At 71.2% G+C, this 17,869-nt stretch carries 11 protein-coding genes; 7 read left to right on the top strand and 4 right to left on the bottom strand.

The genetic code is table 11. The annotated features are described in order from the left end of the window. Nucleotides 1-14 precede the first annotated feature (14 nt). Entirely contained in the window at nt 15-1,175 is a 1,161-nt protein-coding gene (locus tag AB0H84_RS05050) for a branched-chain amino acid ABC transporter permease (protein ID WP_357598311.1), read from the bottom strand. Nucleotides 1,176-1,689: 514 nt separating this feature from the next. Beyond that, on the bottom strand, nt 1,690-2,034 hold the full coding sequence (locus AB0H84_RS05045; RefSeq protein ID WP_357599630.1) for a hotdog fold thioesterase: 345 nt from the start codon (nt 2,032-2,034) through the stop codon (nt 1,690-1,692). A 131-nt stretch (nt 2,035-2,165) separates the two neighbouring features. On the opposite strand from AB0H84_RS05045, the gene polA reads away from it, so the two are divergent. The 6 genes from polA to AB0H84_RS05015 all read left to right on the top strand — a co-directional run bounded on the left by polA (nt 2,166) and on the right by AB0H84_RS05015 (nt 11,068). Then, a complete protein-coding gene (gene polA / locus AB0H84_RS05040; protein ID WP_357598308.1) occupies nt 2,166-4,856 on the top strand; it encodes a DNA polymerase I in 2,691 nt (896 codons plus the stop codon). A gap of 59 nt (nt 4,857-4,915) precedes the next feature. Next, nucleotides 4,916-6,013 (top strand): polysaccharide deacetylase family protein, encoded by a 1,098-nt coding sequence (locus tag AB0H84_RS05035; RefSeq protein ID WP_357598306.1) that lies wholly within the window; start codon nt 4,916-4,918, stop codon nt 6,011-6,013. Nucleotides 6,014-6,204: 191 nt separating this feature from the next. After that, a complete protein-coding gene (gene rpsA / locus AB0H84_RS05030; RefSeq protein ID WP_357598304.1) occupies nt 6,205-7,686 on the top strand; it encodes a 30S ribosomal protein S1 in 1,482 nt (493 codons plus the stop codon). Nucleotides 7,687-7,813: 127 nt separating this feature from the next. Continuing rightward, nucleotides 7,814-8,995 carry an epoxide hydrolase family protein gene (locus tag AB0H84_RS05025; RefSeq protein ID WP_357598301.1) on the top strand — a complete coding sequence of 394 codons (1,182 nt, stop codon included), beginning with the start codon at nt 7,814-7,816 and terminating at the stop codon, nt 8,993-8,995. Between the two features lie 127 nt (nt 8,996-9,122). Further along, entirely contained in the window at nt 9,123-10,571 is a 1,449-nt protein-coding gene (locus AB0H84_RS05020) for a hypothetical protein (RefSeq protein ID WP_357598298.1), read from the top strand. Nucleotides 10,572-10,597: 26 nt separating this feature from the next. Further along, nucleotides 10,598-11,068 (top strand): GNAT family N-acetyltransferase, encoded by a 471-nt coding sequence (locus AB0H84_RS05015; RefSeq protein WP_357599627.1) that lies wholly within the window; start codon nt 10,598-10,600, stop codon nt 11,066-11,068. Here the strand turns inward: AB0H84_RS05015 and AB0H84_RS05010 are convergent. Then, entirely contained in the window at nt 10,956-11,642 is a 687-nt protein-coding gene (locus AB0H84_RS05010; protein ID WP_357598295.1) for a Clp protease N-terminal domain-containing protein, read from the bottom strand. The genes AB0H84_RS05015 and AB0H84_RS05010 overlap by 113 nt on opposite strands. Nucleotides 11,643-11,673: 31 nt before the next feature. Between AB0H84_RS05010 and coaE the strand changes: the two genes are divergently transcribed. Next, nucleotides 11,674-12,276, top strand: a complete 603-nt coding sequence (gene coaE / locus AB0H84_RS05005) for a dephospho-CoA kinase (RefSeq protein ID WP_357598292.1) — start codon at nt 11,674-11,676, stop codon at nt 12,274-12,276. A gap of 14 nt (nt 12,277-12,290) precedes the next feature. On the opposite strand, the gene AB0H84_RS05000 is transcribed toward coaE, so the two are convergent. Continuing rightward, nucleotides 12,291-17,852 (bottom strand): TIR domain-containing protein, encoded by a 5,562-nt coding sequence (locus AB0H84_RS05000; protein ID WP_357598289.1) that lies wholly within the window; start codon nt 17,850-17,852, stop codon nt 12,291-12,293. Nucleotides 17,853-17,869 lie beyond the last annotated feature (17 nt).

Raw genomic sequence — 17,869 nt, 5'->3', positions numbered from 1 at the left:
TGATCCTCCCCCGATCAGCCGATCCGCTCGCGGCGGCCGAGGATGCCCTGCGGCCGGATGAGGAGCACGATGATGAGTACGACGAGCGCGCCGACGGACTTGAGCTCCGGCGGCACCCACAGGGTGGAGACCTGGACGAACAGGCCGACCACGAGCGAGCCCACCAGCGCGCCGAACGCGGTGCCGAGCCCGCCGAGCGTCACGCCGGCGAAGATGAGCAGCAGGACGTCCTGGCCCATCGTGTACTTGAGGCTCTGTGACAGGCCGAGCATGATGCCCGCCAGCGCGGCGATGGCGCCGCCCGAGGCCCAGATGATCCGGATGACCCGGTCGACGTTGATGCCGGACGAGGCCGCGAGCGCGGGGTTGTCGGCCACGGCGCGGGCCGCCTTGCCGGTGCGGGTGCGCAGCAGCGCGATGCCGACGATGACGAGGACCGCGAGCTCGATGCCCATGGCGACGAAGTTCTTCGGGGCCGCCGTGATGGGGCCGATCTCGACGCCCGGCTGCGCGGTGTACTGCGCGTAGGCCTCGTTCTGGCCGCCGAAGAAGATCAGGAACACGTAGCGCAGCAGGAGCGCCACGCCGATCGAGATGATCATCATGGCGATGGTGCCGGTGCCGCGCTTGCGCAGCACGCCCCAGAACAGGCGGTCCTGCAGGTAGCCGAGGATGCCGGCGACCACGACGGCGATCACCGCGGCGGGGATGAGATGCAGCCCGAAGCCCACGTTGAACGCGTAGGCGAGGATCGCGCCGAGCGTGACCAGCTCGCCGTGGGCGAAGTTGGTCAGGCCGGTCGTGCCGTAGATGAGCGAGAGGCCGAGCGCCGCCAGGGCGATGATCAACCCGAGGTTGAGCCCCTCGAACGTCAGCTGGGCGGCCTGCTCCCAGAACGTGGTCTCCTCGCCGCTGTCCGCCGGCTGCTGACCCGGGGCACCCTTGGGCTGGAGCGCGAACAGGACCGTCGAGCAGTTGCCCTCGAAGACGGTCGGCGTGCGGACGTTGTTGCCGCCCCGCACCTCGGCGTTCTTCGGAAGGCTGCCGACATCCAGGGTGACCTTGTATTTACCTGGCTTGTCGACCTGAACGTCCCACGTGCCTTGTGCGTTGCTTGTGACCTCCTTGACGGGTTGTCCGCTCTCGGTGGTCACGGCGATTTTGGCGCCGTTCACTGGCTGGCCTTGGAGTTTGAGTGTTCCCCTCAGTCCCTGGCAGTCGACCGTCCCCGCAGAGGCGGGGGCGGCCAGCAGAAAGACGAGTCCACCCAGAAAGGCCGTGAACGCGATCACGGCTCTGCGCAATGGTGCTCCCTCAAGTAGGTCAAGAAGGGGTTGTGCCCCTCCATCTCGACACGCGCGCATCGCAGGCACAACTGGGATGCTGTGGCGGGAGCTTATTCTGGTGTCGCCCGGTTCACTATCGTTCGTCACCAATTAGTGACATGTGCGTGTCACTCATGTGAGCAAACAACGAGCCTGGTCAGGGGCTAAATCGGGGTAGACGCCTGGCGCTCGGCGGATACGAACGGATAACGATCGGCGGGAAAGCTGGACGAGCCCGCGGGCCGGCTTTTGGGGCCGTGTAAGGCTTCCCCGGCCGTACACGTTATCTACTGGGCCGTCCCACGGGCTCGCGTTCGGACCACCGTAGCGACCCGCGGGCATGGTGCGCAAAGAGACCGGAGTTTCACCTGTCGCGCAGCATGCAGGTGAGGCGGGAGGTGCAGACGAGCTTGCCCCGCTCGTCGGTGATCTCGATCCCGTACGTCGCCAGCGTCCGGCCGCCGTGCAGCCTGGTCGCGACCCCCGTGACGTATCCCGACGTCGCGGGGCGGTGGTGGGTGGCGTTGATCTCGATGCCCATGGCGATGCGCTCGGGACCCGCGTGGATGGCGGCCGCCACCGAGCCGAGCGTCTCGGCCAGCACCGCCGACGCCCCGCCGTGCAGCAGGCCGTAGGGCTGGGTGTTGCCCTCGACCGGCATCCGGCCCACCACCCGCTCGGGACCGGCCTCGATGAACTCGATGCCCATGCGGTCGGCCAGGGTGCCCTCGTGCGTGGCGCCGTACACCGAGAAGTCCAGGGGGTTGGTCTGCGTCAAAGGGACGTCTCCACTCTTCCGAGCTCGGGTTTTCTGTCGCACACGCAGACTAGGCTGCGTATGTGCCGAAGAGTGAAGTGACCCCCAGCCGCCCGTGCCTGCTGCTGCTTGACGGGCATTCCCTGGCCTACCGCGCGTTCTTCGCGCTCAAGGACGCCAACCTGATGACCACCGACGGTCAGCACACCGAGGCGGTCTACGGGTTCACCTCGATGCTGACCAACGTCCTGCGCGACGAGCAGCCCACCCACGTGGCGGTGGCCTTCGACCGGTCGGAGCCGACCTTCCGCCATGAGGCGTACTCCGACTACAAGGCCAACAGGAGCGAGACGCCCGAGGACTTCCGCGGTCAGATGCAGCTCATCTTCGAGCTGCTCGACACGTTCCGCATCCCGCGCCTGTCCAAGGCGGGCTTCGAGGCCGACGACCTCATCGCCACCCTCGCCACCCGCGCCGCCGAGCAGGGCATGAACGTGCTGATCGTCACCGGCGACCGCGACGCGCTGCAGCTGGTCAACGAGCACATCACCGTCCTGATGACGCGGCGCGGCATCAGCGACATGACGAGGTTCACGCCCGAGGCGGTCATGGAGAAATATGGCCTGACCCCGGCGCAATATCCCGACTTCGCCGCCCTGCGCGGCGACCCCAGCGACAACCTGCTGAGCATCCCGAGCGTGGGGGAGAAGACCGCCGCCAAGTGGGTGCGCGAGTTCGGCTCCCTGACGGCGCTGGTCGACCGGGTCGACGAGGTCAAGGGCAAGGTCGGCGACAAGCTGCGCGAGCACGTCGCCCAGGTGCTGATGAACCGGCGGCTGACCGAGCTGCTCCGCGACGTCCCGCTCGACGTCGATCTGGGCGACCTCACGCAGGGCGCCTGGGAGCGCGAGGAGATCAACAAGCTCTTCGACAGCCTGCAGTTCCGCGGCGAGCTCCGCGAGCGGGTGTTCAAGGTGTTCGGCTCCGGCGAGCAGGAGCCCGACCAGGGCTTCGAGGTCGAGACCGTGCTGCTCGGCCCCGACCGCGTGGCCGGCTGGCTGGCCGCGCTGCCCGAGGGCCGTGCCGGGCTGGCCTTCAAGGGCGCCTACGGCAGCGGCACCGGCCGCGTCGACGGCATCGCCATCGCCTCGCCCGACGGCACCGCCGCCCACATCGACCCCGTCAAGCTCACCGAGGCCGACGAGGCGGCCCTGCGGGCCTGGCTGGCCGACGACGCCAGGCCCAAGGCCGTCCACGACGCCAAGGGGCCCATCCTGGCGCTCTGGGCGCAGGGCATGGAGCTGCGCGGCCTGAGCTGCGACACCGCGCTCGCCGCCTACCTGGCGATGCCGGGCCAGCGCACGTTCGCTCTGGAGGACCTGGCCAGGCGCTACCTCAACCGCGACCTGCGGGCCGAGGAGGAGTCCACCGGGCAGGCCGCGCTGTTCGGCGACGACGAGGACGCCCCGGCCAAGGACCTCGCGCTGCGCGCCCACGCGGTGCGCGAGCTGGCCGAGGCTCTGGAGCGCTTCCTGGCCGGACGCGGCGGCACCCAGCTGATGACCGACGTCGAGCTGCCGCTGCTGGCCGTGCTGGCCGAGCTGGAGCGCGCGGGCATCGCGGTCGACGGCGAATACTTCGCGGGGCTGGAGGCCGAGTTCGGGGCCGCGGTCAAGCACGCCGTGGAGGAGGCGCACCGCTCCGTCGGCGAGCAGTTCAACCTGGGCTCGCCCAAGCAGCTGCAGGAGATCCTCTTCGTCAAGCTCAACCTGCCCAAGACGAAGAAGATCAAGACCGGCTGGAGCACCGACGCCGACCAGCTCGCATGGCTGGCCACGCAGACCGACCACGAGCTGCCGACGATCATGCTGCGCCACCGCGACCAGCAGAAGCTGCGCACCACCGTCGAGGGCCTGATCAAGGAGATCGCCGACGACGGGCGCATCCACACCACCTACAACCAGATCATCGCCGCCACGGGCCGGCTGTCGTCGGAGAAGCCCAACCTCCAGAACATCCCGATCCGCACCGCCGAGGGCCGCCGGATCCGCCAGGGCTTCGTCGTCGGCGAGGGCTACGAGACGCTGCTGACGGCGGACTACAGCCAGATCGAGCTGCGCATCATGGCCCACCTGTCGGGTGACGAGTCGCTGATCGCGGCCTTCGAGTCGGGCCACGACTTCCACCAGGCCACCGCCGCGCGCGTGTTCGACCTGCCGCCCGAGCAGATCGACGGCGAGCTGCGGGCCCGCATCAAGGCCATGAACTACGGCCTGGCCTACGGCCTGTCCGACTTCGGGCTGTCCGGGCAGCTCAACATCCCGGTGGCGGAGGCGCGGGCGCTGAAGGAGGAGTACTTCGAGGAGTTCGGCGGCGTACGCGACTTCCTGCAGGCCATCGTCCAGCAGGCGCGCTCCGACGGCTACACCGAGACGATCATGGGCCGCCGCCGCTACCTGCCCGACCTCACCAGCGACAACCGCCAGCGCCGCGAGATGGCCGAGCGGATGGCCCTCAACGCCCCCATCCAGGGCTCGGCCGCCGACATCATCAAGGTCGCCATGCTCAACGTTCACCAGGCCATCCGCGAGGAGGGGCTGACCTCCAGGATGCTCCTGCAGGTCCACGACGAGCTCGTGTTCGAGGTGGCGTCCGGGGAGCTGGAGCAGCTCAAGCAGCTCGTCTGCGACCAGATGAACGCCGCCTACCACCTGCGGGTCCCGCTGGAGGTCTCCGTGGGCGTGGGACGGACCTGGGAGGATGCAGGACACTGAGTTTTTGGGGTAGGGCTGCACTAACCTGAACGTAATTTCACCGATTGGTCGGGAGTTCTGTGCAGATCTCAGCGCCCCTCACGCGGATCATCGGCATCGCGAACATCGTGGTGGTCACGGTGGCCGTCATCGGCCTGAGCCTGTTACCGGACGAGAAACGTCCGCACGCCGAGGCGGCCAGGGCCTTGGCCAAGGTCCAGGGCAGTGTCGAGCCACCGAGCCCCTCCCCGGCGGGCGAGCCGCCGGGGGTCGTGGCCACCCCCGACTTCGCCCGCCAGGTGCGCGCCAACGAGGCCGGGCTGGTGCCGGTGATCATGTACCACCGGATCCTCGCCAAGCGGCTGGCCTCGATCGACCGGACGCCCGACCAGCTCAGGAAGGAGCTGGAGAAGCTCGCCAAGCAGGGCTACGTGCCGATCACCGCCAAGGAGTTCGCCGCCGGCGACATCAGGGTGCCGGCGGGGAAGTTCCCCGTCGTGCTCACCTTCGACGACGGGCACCCGAGCCACTTCGCGCTCGACGCGAGCGGCAACCCCAAGCCCGACACGGCGGTGGGCATCATCCAGGAGGTGGCCAGGAAATACCCGTCGTTCCGGCCGGTCGCCACGTTCTGGATCAACCGGGAGCCGTTCGGGCTGGTCGACAGGGACGCCCAGGCGGCCGCGGTGAAGTGGCTGGTCGACCATGGCTACGAGGTGGCCAATCACACCTGGGGCCACCCCAACCTGCGCGCGCTCGGGAAGAAGAAGGTCCGCGAGCAGATCGTGCGGATCGAGCGCCTGCTGAAGAAGCTCGGCGCGCCGCCCTCCACGACCATGGCGTTACCGTACGGCTCGATCCCCAGGCCGAAGAAGCTCGCCCGCACGGGGTCATGGGACGGCACCCGCTATGATTTCGCCGGCGTGTTCCTGGCCGGAGCCGAGCCGTCGCTTTCGCCCTACGCGAAAAAATTCGACCGGGGCGCGATCCAGCGGATCCAGAGCAACGGCAAGAAGGGCGAGTGCCGCAAGTGGTGCTCCCAGTACTGGCTGGAATGGCTGAACAAGCACCCTGGCGAGCGCTACGTCTCCGATGGCGACCCGGAGCGGATCTCCATACCGGAGAAACTTCGAGGTAATATCGTCGCCAAGCGAGGGCTCCAGGTCATCGCCTACTGATGGCCCCCGGATTGACCGCATGGCGTTGGTCTCATATGCTGATCGCTGCGCTGTGGGCTCGCGCGCGCCTCAGACGGAGCGGGCTCGCGCTCGGTCACGTCGATGTCGTAATTCCTCGGCTTGATGCGGAAGAGGGCCTGCCGCGCGTCCGCCACATCGACATCCTGTCCGCGTTCGGAGCAATTCCACACATGACGTCCAGCACTGAGGCCACCTCGAGCACCCCGCAGGTAGCGGTCAACGACATCGGGTCCGAGGAAGCCTTCCTCGCGGCGATCGACGAGACCATCAAGTACTTCAACGACGGCGACATCGTCGAGGGCACCGTCGTCAAGGTCGATCGAGACGAGGTTCTTCTCGATATCGGCTACAAGACCGAGGGTGTCATCCCCTCGCGTGAGCTTTCGATCAAGCACGATGTCGACCCAGCTGACGTCGTGGAGGTCGGAGAGCACGTCGAAGCCCTGGTTCTCCAGAAGGAGGACAAAGAGGGCCGCCTGATCCTGTCCAAGAAGCGCGCCCAGTACGAGCGCGCCTGGGGCACGATCGAGAAGATCAAGGACGAGGACGGCATCGTCACCGGCACCGTCATCGAGGTCGTCAAGGGTGGTCTCATCCTCGACATCGGCCTCCGTGGCTTCCTCCCGGCGTCCCTGGTCGAGATGCGCCGTGTCCGCGACCTGCAGCCGTACGTCGGCCGCGAGCTCGAGGCCAAGATCATTGAGCTCGACAAGAACCGCAACAACGTGGTTCTGTCGCGCCGCGCCTGGCTCGAGCAGACGCAGTCCGAGGTTCGCCAGACGTTCCTCAACACCCTCCAGAAGGGTCAGGTCCGCAAGGGCGTCGTCTCCTCGATCGTCAACTTCGGCGCCTTCGTCGACCTCGGTGGGGTCGACGGCCTGGTCCACGTGTCCGAGCTGTCCTGGAAGCACATCGACCACCCGTCCGAGGTGGTCGAGGTCGGCCAGGAGGTCACGGTCGAGGTCCTCGACGTCGACATGGAGCGCGAGCGCGTCTCCCTGTCGCTCAAGGCCACCCAGGAAGACCCGTGGCAGCAGTTCGCCCGCACCCACCAGATCGGCCAGGTCGTGCCGGGCCGCGTCACCAAGCTGGTGCCGTTCGGCGCGTTCGTCCGGGTCGAGGAGGGCATCGAGGGCCTGGTCCACATCTCCGAGCTGGCCGAGCGCCACGTGGAGATCCCGGAGCAGGTCGTCCAGGTCGGCGACGAGATCTTCGTCAAGATCATCGACATCGACCTCGACCGTCGCCGCATCAGCCTCTCGCTGAAGCAGGCCAACGAGGGCGTCGGCACCGAGGTCGAGTTCGACCCGACCCTCTACGGCATGGCGGCCACCTACGACGACCAGGGCAACTACATCTACCCCGAGGGCTTCGACCCGGAGACCGGGGAGTGGCTCGAGGGCTTCGACAAGCAGCGCGAGGAGTGGGAGCGGCAGTACGCCGAGGCCCAGCAGCGCTTCGAGGCCCACAGGAAGCAGATCGAGGAGGCCCGCAAGGCCGAGGCGGAGGCGGGCGAGGCTGCTCCCTCCTCCTACAGCGGCGAGACGCAGGCTCCCTCGGGCGGCTCCTCGTCGAGCCCGGCCGGTGGCGCCCTCGCCTCCGACGAGGCCCTCGCGGCTCTGCGCGAGAAGCTCGCCGGCGGCCAGAGCTGACGATCTGGTCTGACTGATCGGTTTCGGGAAGGCCCCGCATCCACCGTGGTGCGGGGCCTTCCGCGTGTCTGAATCCGACGATGAACGCGGAACCAAACCTGCCGCATTGGTTCCTATGGTCGTCGGCATGGAAGAGATCAAGCCGTTCCGCATCGCCGTTCCCCAGGAAGACCTCGACGACCTGAGAGCGCGGCTGCGGCGTACCAGGTGGGCGCGCCAGCTGCCCGGCGGGTGGAGCCGAGGCGTGCCCGTGGCGTACCTGCGCGAGCTGGCCGAGTACTGGGCCGACGGGTTCGACTGGCGGGCACAGGAGGCCAGGCTGAACGCGTTCCCGCAGTTCACCACCGACATCGACGGGCAGACCAGCCATTTCCTGCACGTCCGCTCGCCCGAGCCACGGGCACTGCCGCTGATCATCACGCACAGCTGGCCGAACTCCGTCGCCGAGTTCCTCGACGTCATCGGCCCGCTCACCGACCCCCGGGCGCACGGGCTCGACCCCGACGTCGCCTTCCACGTCGTCGCGCCCTCCCTGCCGGGCTTCGGCTTCTCGCCCTTCCCCGAGCCGTCTTCCGGGTCGTCTTCCGGGTCGTCTTCCGAGCCGTCTTCCGGGCCGGCCGACGAGCGGCCGTGGAGCATCGAGCGGGTGGCCCGCACGTGGGCCGAGCTCATGCGCAGGCTCGGGTACGACCGGTACGGCGCCCACGGCAACGACGCCGGGGCGCTGGTCACGCCGCAGCTGGCCGCGCTGGACAGCGAGCACGTCGTCGGCTCGCTCATCACGGCCGGGCTCGGCATCCCCACCGGGGACCCCGCGGAGCTCGAAGGGCTCAGCAAGGAGGAGCTGGACGAGCTCGAGAAGATGTCCGCCTGGATGACCGGCGGCAGCGGGTACGGGCCCTACCTGGCCGCCAGGCCGCAGACGCTCGCGCACGGGTTCGCGGACTCGCCCGTGGCGCAGCTCGCGTACCTGGTGGAGAGGTTCAAGGAGTTCGACGGGTGGGGTTCGGGCGCCGAGCCGATCGAGCGGGACCTGGTGCTCACCAACGCGACCCTGTACTGGGTGACGGACACCGGCGCGTCGTCGTCGTGGCCGTACTACGAGGGCGCCGCCGGGCTGCCGATCCACCAGAGCGCGGTGCCGACCGGTGTGACGCACGGCGGCCCCGCGGTGATGAGGCGGATCGCCGAGCGGGACAACGACATCGTCTACTGGGGCGAGGCCCACAGCCCCAGTCACATGGTCGCCATGGCGGCGCCGGACGGGCTGGTGGCGGGCATACGCGCTTTTTTCCGGTCGATCCGCTGAGCGGGTCGCAGATTTTACCTGGAGGTCCCCGCGAGCCCGCCATCCTCCGGGCCCGGCGCTGCCAGACTGACCTGCGCTGTCGACACCTACGACGCTCAGGGGCGATGCGGTGGGCAAGGCTCAGCGGGTGACCATCCTGGTGACGGCCGTTCTGGCGGCCGTTCTGGCGGCGGGGGCCGCCGTTTCGCCGGCGGCGACGGGCGGGGCCTCCGCGGCCCTTCCCCAGTGGCAGGAGTGCGGCGACGGGCTGCGGTGCGTGAAGCTCTCCGTGCCCGTCGACTGGGCGAAGCCGCGCGGGCCCCGTACCGACATCGATCTCGCCCTGATGCCCGCGCAGGACCCGGCGCGCAGCTTCGGCGCCCTGGTGGTGAACACCGGCTACGGCCCCACGATCGAGGCGGTACGCGCCCAGCCCGACACCGTGAGCGAGCTGACCAGGTGGTTCGACGTGGTGCTCGTCGAGCCGCGCGGGCTCGGCGACCGGGGGAGCGCGGCCACGGTGCGCTGCTCCGTGGCCCAGCCCGACCCGCTGCGCCTGCTCCTCGCCCCTGGGAAGGCCGCATGGCGCTCCTACGCCCGTGACAACGCCGCCTACGACAGAAGCTGCAGGGAGGCCGCCGGGCCCGGCTACGCCGGCCTCACCTCCTGGCAGGTCGCCCACGACCTCGAGGCCCTGCGCGCCGCGCTCGGCGAGCCGCGGCTGCGCTACTTCGGCTCCTCCTACGGGGCCGTGTACGGGCAGGCGTACCTGGAGCTGTTCCCCCACCGGGCCGGGCGGATGTACCTCGAGGGCGGGTTCGACCACACCGAGCCCGGCCTGGAGCGGCGGCTGACCGCCGAGGCGCGGGCGACCGAGCGGCGGCTCACCGCCTTCCGCGACTGGTGCAGGGACAGCCTGGTCTGCTCGCTGCACGACGCCGACGCCGTGTCGGTCCTCGACGACCTGCGCCGCAGCACGCCCCTCAGCGCCGGCCCCGGGCGCACGGTGAAGATCAGGCGGCTGCTGGCCGCCGTCAACGCCGGGCTCGCCCCGCAGCACTGGCCGGAGCTGGCCCGGGCCCTCTCCGCGGCCAGGGAGGGCGACGCGAGCGCGCTCGCCGCGATGGCCACCGTGACCGCGCCGGCACCGCCCGGGACGGTGACGGGCTCCATGTTCTGCCACGACTTCATGCCCGCCGTGCCGAGCTACCGCCGCTTCCTCGCCATGGAGTCGCGCCTGCGGGAGGTGGCGCCGCGGCTCGGGTGGCTGACCGGACGGTACGAGGTCGCGCGCTGCCTGGGCATACCGCGGCAGGGCGCGCCGAGCTGGCCCCCGCACGCGCCGGACGTGCGGGGCGGCCGGCCGGTGCTGGTCGGCGCCGGGCGGCTGGACCCCTCCGCCCAGCCGCTCGGGGAGATCCCCGGGGCGCGGGTGCTGTGGCACGGCGACGGGCCCGGCGCGTACCTGCTCCAGGGGGTGGACAAGCTCCGCGCGACCTGCCTGCGCACACACGTGCACGACTATCTCGTCAACGGCGTTCTGCCGGAGAAGGACACCTACTGCCCCAAAGAGCTGAGTGCGGGCATGTATTCGTGACCAGTGGCGGTAGTGTGCTGCGCGTGCTGATCGAACGGGCGGTGGCGGCGGACGCGGGCGAGATCCTCACCCTGCAGCGGGCGGCCTACGTGAGCGAGGCCCAGCTGTACGGCGATCCGTACATCCCGCCGCTCGTCGAGTCGCTCGAGCAGGTCCGCAAGGTCATCGAGAGCGCCGTCGTGCTCAAGGCGCTCGACGCCGGCCGGGTCGTCGGGGCGGTGCGCGGGCAGGTGTCCGGCACGGCCTGCCTGGTCGGCCGCCTGGTTGTCGCGCCCGATCGCCAGGGCCAGGGGCTGGGCACGGCCCTGCTGACGGCCCTGCACGAGGCGGTGCCTGAGGCGGAGGCGTTCGACCTCTACACGGGGCACCTGTCCGAGGCCAACCTCAAGCTCTACCGCCGCCTGGGCTACCGGGAGACCCACCGGGAGCGGATGGACGATCACCTGACGCTGGTCCACCTGCGTAGGCAGCCAGATCGATCCCCTCCTCAGCGGTGATCACGGCGCGGCCCATGTCGTCGTCCACCCAGTTCCACCCCCACCGCCACTCCGAGCCCGCGGGGTGCTCGGTGTTCAGCCGGTCGAGTACGGACTGCAGCGCGGAGACGGGCACGACGATCTGGTGGCGGCCCCGCCAGGGCACGTACACGGAGGGCGCGAGCGGCGGCGTCCGCACCCCGTGCTCGCGCAGCGCCTCGACCACCGCCGCGGGATCCACCCCGAACAGGTGCAGCGTCGTCGGGTCCCGCTCCACCTCGGCGTCGTAGGCCAGGGCGAGGAGCCAGTGCTCCGGTGCCGGCGTCCGGTGGCCCGCCGCGACCGCCAGGCCGGTCGCGATGCCGTACAGCTTGGAGAAGTGCGGGTTGGCGAAGCCGCCCGCCCGGTGCGCGGGCCTGGCGTGCTGCGGCAGGCATTCGAGCGCGCGGTCGCGGTCCAGCCCCGCCCCGGCCAGCACCCGCGCGGCCACGGAGTCGCCCGCCAGCAGGGCGAGGACGACGTGCTGCGGCCCCACCCAGTCGTCTCCCACGGCCGCGGCCTGCTCGTGCGCGGCCCGCACGATCGTGGACGTCATACCTTCGATGATGACCCCGTAGGCTTTCCCCGTGTTGAAAACAGGGCTCACGGGCGGGATCGGATCCGGCAAAAGCGAGGTGTCGAAACGGCTCGCGGCCAGGGGCGCCGTCGTGATCGACGCCGACAGGATCGCGCGCGAGGTGGTCGAGCCCGGCACGCCGGGGCTGGCCAGGGTGGTGGCCGTGTTCGGCGACGAGGTGCTCCGCCCGGACGGCTCCCTCGACAGGGAGAAGCTCGGCTCCATCGTCTTCGCCGACTCCGAGCGGCTCGCCGCGCTCAACGCGATCGTCCACCCGCTGGTGGGCGAGCGGGTGGCGGAGCTGCAGAGCCGGGCGGCCGACGACGCGATCACCGTCTACGACGTGCCGCTGCTCGCCGAGAACAACCTGGCCCCCATGTACGACGTGGTCATCGTCGTCGACGCCTCCGACGAGACCCGCATCAGGCGCCTGGCCGAGCACCGCGGCATGCCGGCGGCCGACGCCCAGGCCCGCATCGCCGCCCAGGCGAGCCGGGAGGACCGGCTGGCCGTGGCCGACATCGTGATCTCCAACGAGGGCACGCTCGACGAGCTGGAGGCCCGGGTGGACGAGGTCTGGGAGGAGCTGACCAGGCGCGCCGCCCGCGGCTGAGCAGGCGGCGAGCCTCAGAAGGGTGCGTCGAGTGGCACCTGCCGCACCCCCGGCAGGTACGGGTCGAGCTCGCCCAGCTCGAACCGCGACATCCCGATGACGTGCCAGAACTGCCCCGCCGGCTCCCCCTGGACCTTGTAGCGCCCGTCGGGAGCCAGCGCCGCCCACCCCTCGGGCAGCCCGAGCAGGGTCGCCCGCCGTTCGCCGCCCTCCCAGAGGATCACCACGCCGTCGTCGCCCGCGCTGGCCAGCAGGTCGGAGACGGGGCTGAAGGCGACCGACCACACCCGGCGGGCGTGCCCGGCCAGCTCGTGCAGCGTCCGCCCGGTCGCGGTCTCCCAGACCCGCACCACCAGGTCGTCGCCGCCGGTGGCCAGCCGCTCGCCCGAGGCGTCGAACGCCAGGCTCCACAGCCGCCCCTCGTGCCGGAGCTCGCGCACCAGCCGGGGCTGCCAGGCCTGGCCGGGGCGCAGCTCCCACAGCATGGCCCGGCCGTCGTTGCCGGCGCTGGCCAGGTGGCGGCCGTCGGGGGAGAAGGCCACCGAGTAGACCCGGTCGGTGTGCCCCTCGAGGGTGGCCACCCGGCCGCCGGAGGCCACGTGCCACAGGCGTACGAGCTTGTCGTCGCAGCCGGTGGCCACGTACTCGCCGTCGGGGCTGAACGCGATCGAGCGCACCCGCCCGCGGTGGTCGGCCAGGTTGCCCGCCAGCCGCCCGGTCGGGCGGTACCAGATCCTGACGCTGTCGTCGTCGTTGGCCGTGGCCAGCAGCTTGCCGTCGGGGCTGAACGCCTCGGCCCAGATGTGGTCGGTCTCGGCGTGCAGCTCGCGTTCGTAGTCGCCGGTGGTGGCGTTCCAGAAGTGCACGCCGCCGTCGTTGCTGGAGGTGGCCAGCACCGGCCCGGCGGGGGAGAACAGGGCCGAGATGAGCCGGTCGGCCGTGCCGGTGAACTCCCGCAGCCGCCGCCCGGTACGCGGCTCCCACACGCGTACGACGCCGTCGTTGCCGCTGGTCGCCAGCATCGACCCGTCGGCGCTGAACCTGACGGACGAGATGCGCCGCCCGTGCCCGCGCAGCACCCGCTGGCACTTGCCCGACTCGGGATCCCACAGGCGTACGGTGCCGTCGTTGCTGCTGGTGGCCAGTTGCTGCCCGTCGGGCCGGAACGCGAACGGCCAGACCGAGCTGCGGTGCCCCGTCAGCTCGACCCGTTGCCCGCCCCCGATGCGCTGGAGCCGGACCACGCCGCCGGAGTCGCCGCTGGCCACCGTCTGCCCGTCGGGGCTGAACGTCACCTGGTAGACGGCCGCCGCGTGCGTGGTGAGCACGCCGAGGGACTCGCCCGACGCCTCCCACACGCGTACGCCGCCCGCCGTGTCGCCCGTGGCCAGCCGCGAGCCGTCGGGGGAGAACGTCACACAGTAGACGCTGCCCGCGTGCCCGGTCAGCACGTGGAGCGGCGTCCAGGTGGCGGTGTCCCAGAGGCGTACGGCGCCCGCCTCGTCGCCGCTGGCCAGCAGGCGGCCGTCCGGGCTGTGCACGACGCGGTAGACGCTGCCGCGGTGGCCCTCGAGCGTCTCCTTCACCTGTCCCGAGGCCAGGTCCCAGACCCGCACCACGCCGGCCGCGTCGCCCGTCACGAGCGCGGAGCGGCCGAACGACGCCGTGTAGATCGGCGCCCGGTGCCCGCCGAGCTCGTGCGCGAGCCGGCCGGTGGCGGTCTCCCACACGCGTACGACGCCGTCGCCGCCTCCTGCCGCCACGAGGTCGCCCGAAGGGCTGAGGCGCACCGGCCAGACGCCGTCGGCGTGGCCGGTCAGCCGGCGCAGGCGCTCGCCGGTGAGGGCGTCCCACAGCACCAAGGTGCCGTCGCTCGCGCCCGTGGCCAGCAGGTCGCCCGCGAACGTTACCGCGAAGACGCGGCCGCGGTGCCCCTGCAGGGTGCGCACGGGCGCGCCGCCGACGCAGAGCAGCACGCCCCCGTCCTCGTTGCCGATCGCGATCGTGGCGCCGTCGGGGCTGTAGGCGATGGGCTCGGGCAGGCGGCTGGTCTGGAAGTGGTAGCCGTACGGGACGCCGATGCCGGCCGGCGCGAACTCCACCTCCACCGGCCGGCCCGGCACCACCGCCGCGCCGGGCAGGTGGGGCAGGGTGCCGGTCACGTTGATCAGCGAGGCCCGGTGCCAGCGAGCGCCCTCGACCGCCGCGTCGCTCAGGTCCACCTGAGCCAGCCGCGCCCCGGACAGGTCGGCGCCGGTCAGGTCGGCGCCGGTCAGGGCCGCGCCGTCGAGCCGCGCCCCGACCAGCCTGGCCTCGCGCAGGGTGGCCCTGGACAGGTTCGTGCCCGCCAGGGTGGCCTCGGACAGGTCGGCGCCGGTGAGATCCACCTCGCGCAGGTCCCTGGCCGACAGGTCCTCGCCCTTCAGGTTGGCGCCGCGCAGGTCGGCGCGGGCGGGCGTGCGCAGCCTGGCCGAGATCTTGACCGCGTTGGCCCTGGACACGTCGTCGCCCGGCGGGTCGGCGACCCACGCGCGCAGCGCCCGGACGTCGGCCAGGTCGCACAGGAACTCCACGGTCAGCGCCGACAGCGGCCTGCGCGACAGCAGCGCGAGGTTGTCCCGGGCGATGTGCCGGGCAATCAGCCACTCCATCACCGACGTGTGGATGAACCCGAACATCCCCTCCTCGGTCCGCACCAGCAGGCTGCCCGAGCCCATCCGGTACGCCGCGTGCGCCGCCGACAGCTGCCCGTCGGAGATGTCGGTCAGCGTCTCGCCGATCTCGGTCAGCTCGTCCACGCCCAGCAGCGACTCGCCGGTGTCCCACAGCCGCACCGCCAGCGCGGTGACCACCCGCCACAGCTCCTCGACGGTCAGCGCGGCGGCCGAACCGGGGACCCTGGCCCGCCGCTCCTCGAAGGCCAGCCAGGAGCTGAGGATCTCGTCGTACAGCAGCGCGGGGCTGATCGTGTGGCGGGCGCCGGCCACCGTACGGAGGCGGTCGGCGTCGAGGTCGGCGATGAAGGTCAGCATGCGCGGGTTCTGCGCCAGCGCGAGCAGGTCGGCGATCTCGCTCATCAGTGACATGCGGGCCCTGGCCTCGTCGCCGTCGTCGAAGCGGTTGGCCAGGTAGGAGCGGATCTGGTCGTGCGTGAAGTCCTCGACGCTGAGCACCCGCCGCTGCGGCAGCACCCCGACCATCTCGCCGAGCGAGGTCAGCACCTGGCTGTGCGACTTGAAGTGCTGCGTGCGGCTGGCGACCACGATCTTCGCCTTGTCGTCGGCCGCCGCCAGCAGCGTGGCCAGGTGATCGGCCGCCCGGTCGAACGTCAGCCGGGTCACCAGCTCGTCGAACCCGTCGAAGAGCAGCACGATCCGCCCCTGCCTGAGCAGGTAGCGGAACGCCTTCAGGTCGATGAACTCCTCGCCGTGGCTCGCCAGATGGGCCGCCACCAGCGCGTCCACCGAGTGCGACTTGTCCAGGGCGCGGAGCTCGATCAGGATCGGCGTCAGGTGCGGCAGCTCGGCCGGGATGCGCCGGGCCAGCTCGCGCAGCGCGAACGTCTTGCCGTGGCCGAAGTCGCCGAGCAGCAGCAGGAAGCGGCCGTGGTCGGTGGCCAGCAGCCGCATGAGCTCGTCGGTCAGCCCCTGCTTGATCTGGTTTCCCGGGCGGTCGAGCTCGCGGTAGCGCTGCGGGACGTACAGGGCGGGCGGGTAGCGGCGGTCGGCCGTCAGCCTGGCCGTCTGCTCGGTGACGTAGCCGGTCAGGTCGAGCAGGCCCTGGAACTCGGCGAAGCTGCGCAGCCGCACCCCCTTGCGCATCAGGTCGTCGCGGAGCGCCCGGGAGGCGGGCGGCCCCTGGTAGACCAGCTCGGCGGTCAGGCCGCTGGCGTGCGCCTGGCGGACGAACCCGTCGGCGGCGCTCTCGGTCAGCTCGCCCACGTGCGCGCCGATCAGCGTCTGGCGGACGAAACCGTCCTCGGGGTGGGTGACCACCAGATGCGCGTCGAACCTGCGGATCCTGGCCCGCTCGTGCCTGGCCTCGCAGACCTCGGCGATGCGGTCGAGCAGCAGCTCGACCGGGCTGGGCGCGCGCTCGTCCGGCTTGGGCGCGGGCGGCTCGGCCGCCGGGCTCTCGCCGGTGAACGTGGCCCGCACGGCCCTCCACCGGTGCGGGACCAGCTCGGGCTCGCCCCCGTCGGGCAGCCACGTACGCAGCCCGTCAGGGGTGATCTCGACGACCTGGTGCCGCCCGGAGCGCGGCGCGGCGATCCGGCCCCCGGCCCCGTCGCCGGTGCCGCCGTGGAAGAGCAGGTTGAGCCGGTGCGCCAGCAGCCGCTCGAACGAGGGCGCGTCCCGCAGCTCGCCCGGCGGATGCCCGATCGCGCCCAGCCGCAGCCACGCGCTCTCCTCGTACGGCCGCAGCCGCTCGGCGAACCAGGCCGCCTGCCCCTCGCCGAGCAGCGCGTACGCGTCGCGCTCCAGATGGCTCATCGCCATCGTCGAGTTGAGCCCCGCCACGACCACCTTCAGATCGGGCACCTCGAACAGCGTCCACGGCTGCCCGCCGTCGAACACCCGGTCGTCCAGCCCCTGATAAACCTCGCCGAACAGCCCCGCGAAATGCCGCCACTTGGGCCAGTAGGGAGGCTGCGGGCTCACGTCGTCGGCCTCGCAGGTCATGAAGTACGCGCTGGCCGCGGCCTTGGTCACGTCGCGCGGCCCGGGCAGCAGCACCAGCCGGTGCGGCTCCAGCCCGATCAGCAGCCGCAGGTCGGTCACGAACCGGGTGGCCTGCCCGAACTGCCCCAGGCTGCCCGACTCGGTGAGATCGCCGCTGACCACCATGAGGTCGGGGCGCGGCATGCCCCGGTCGTACATGGCGGTCAGGTCGGCCCAGATCCGCGCCTGCATGTCCTCCGGCGTGAACGGCTCGCCGGGATCGGGCAGCGCCCTGCCGAACCTGGGGCCGCCGATGTGCAGCACGCTGATCGACTCGCGCCCCCGGTCGGCCTTCGCCGCCGGAGGGAACTTCGGCGCCGTCACGGGCGTGCGCCGCGCCCTGGCCCGCTCGCCCGGCTCCGGCAGCGTCGGAGCGGGCGCCGGCACGCGGGAGCCGTCGGGGAAGGCGGGCGCCGCCTCCGGCTTGGCCCGGCCCGCCAGCGCCTCCCGCACCCTGCCCAGCAGCAGCGCCCTGGCCTGGCCCGGGTCGGTGACGCCGAGCAGGTCGACCCAGGTGATCGTGGAGAGCAGGCCCTCGAGCCGGACGTCCTCCAGCCTGATCGTGACGAGCTTGTTGGAGGGGTTGTCCGGGTCGGCCCGCAGCGCCGCCTGCCACTCCATCCGGCCGTAGCGGGAGGTCAGGTAGTTGCGCGAGAGCACCGCCACGACCAGCTGCGCCTCGCTGACGCCGCGGTCCATGAAGTCGATGAAGTTGGTGCCCGGCACGAAGTCCCACGCCTGGATCATCGTCCGGTAGCCCGCCGCCTCGAGCTCCCATGCGATCCAGGTGGCCCAGGCCGTGTCGGCCGGGGAGTAGCTGACGAAGATCTCGGTCGGCCTGCCGTCACGTGCCATGACGCCAGTATCCCCTG

The sequence above is a fragment of the Nonomuraea sp. NPDC050786 genome (assembly GCF_040654115.1).
In the GTDB taxonomy this organism is placed as follows: domain Bacteria; phylum Actinomycetota; class Actinomycetes; order Streptosporangiales; family Streptosporangiaceae; genus Nonomuraea.
This window is presented reverse-complemented; position numbering and strand designations above follow the sequence as displayed.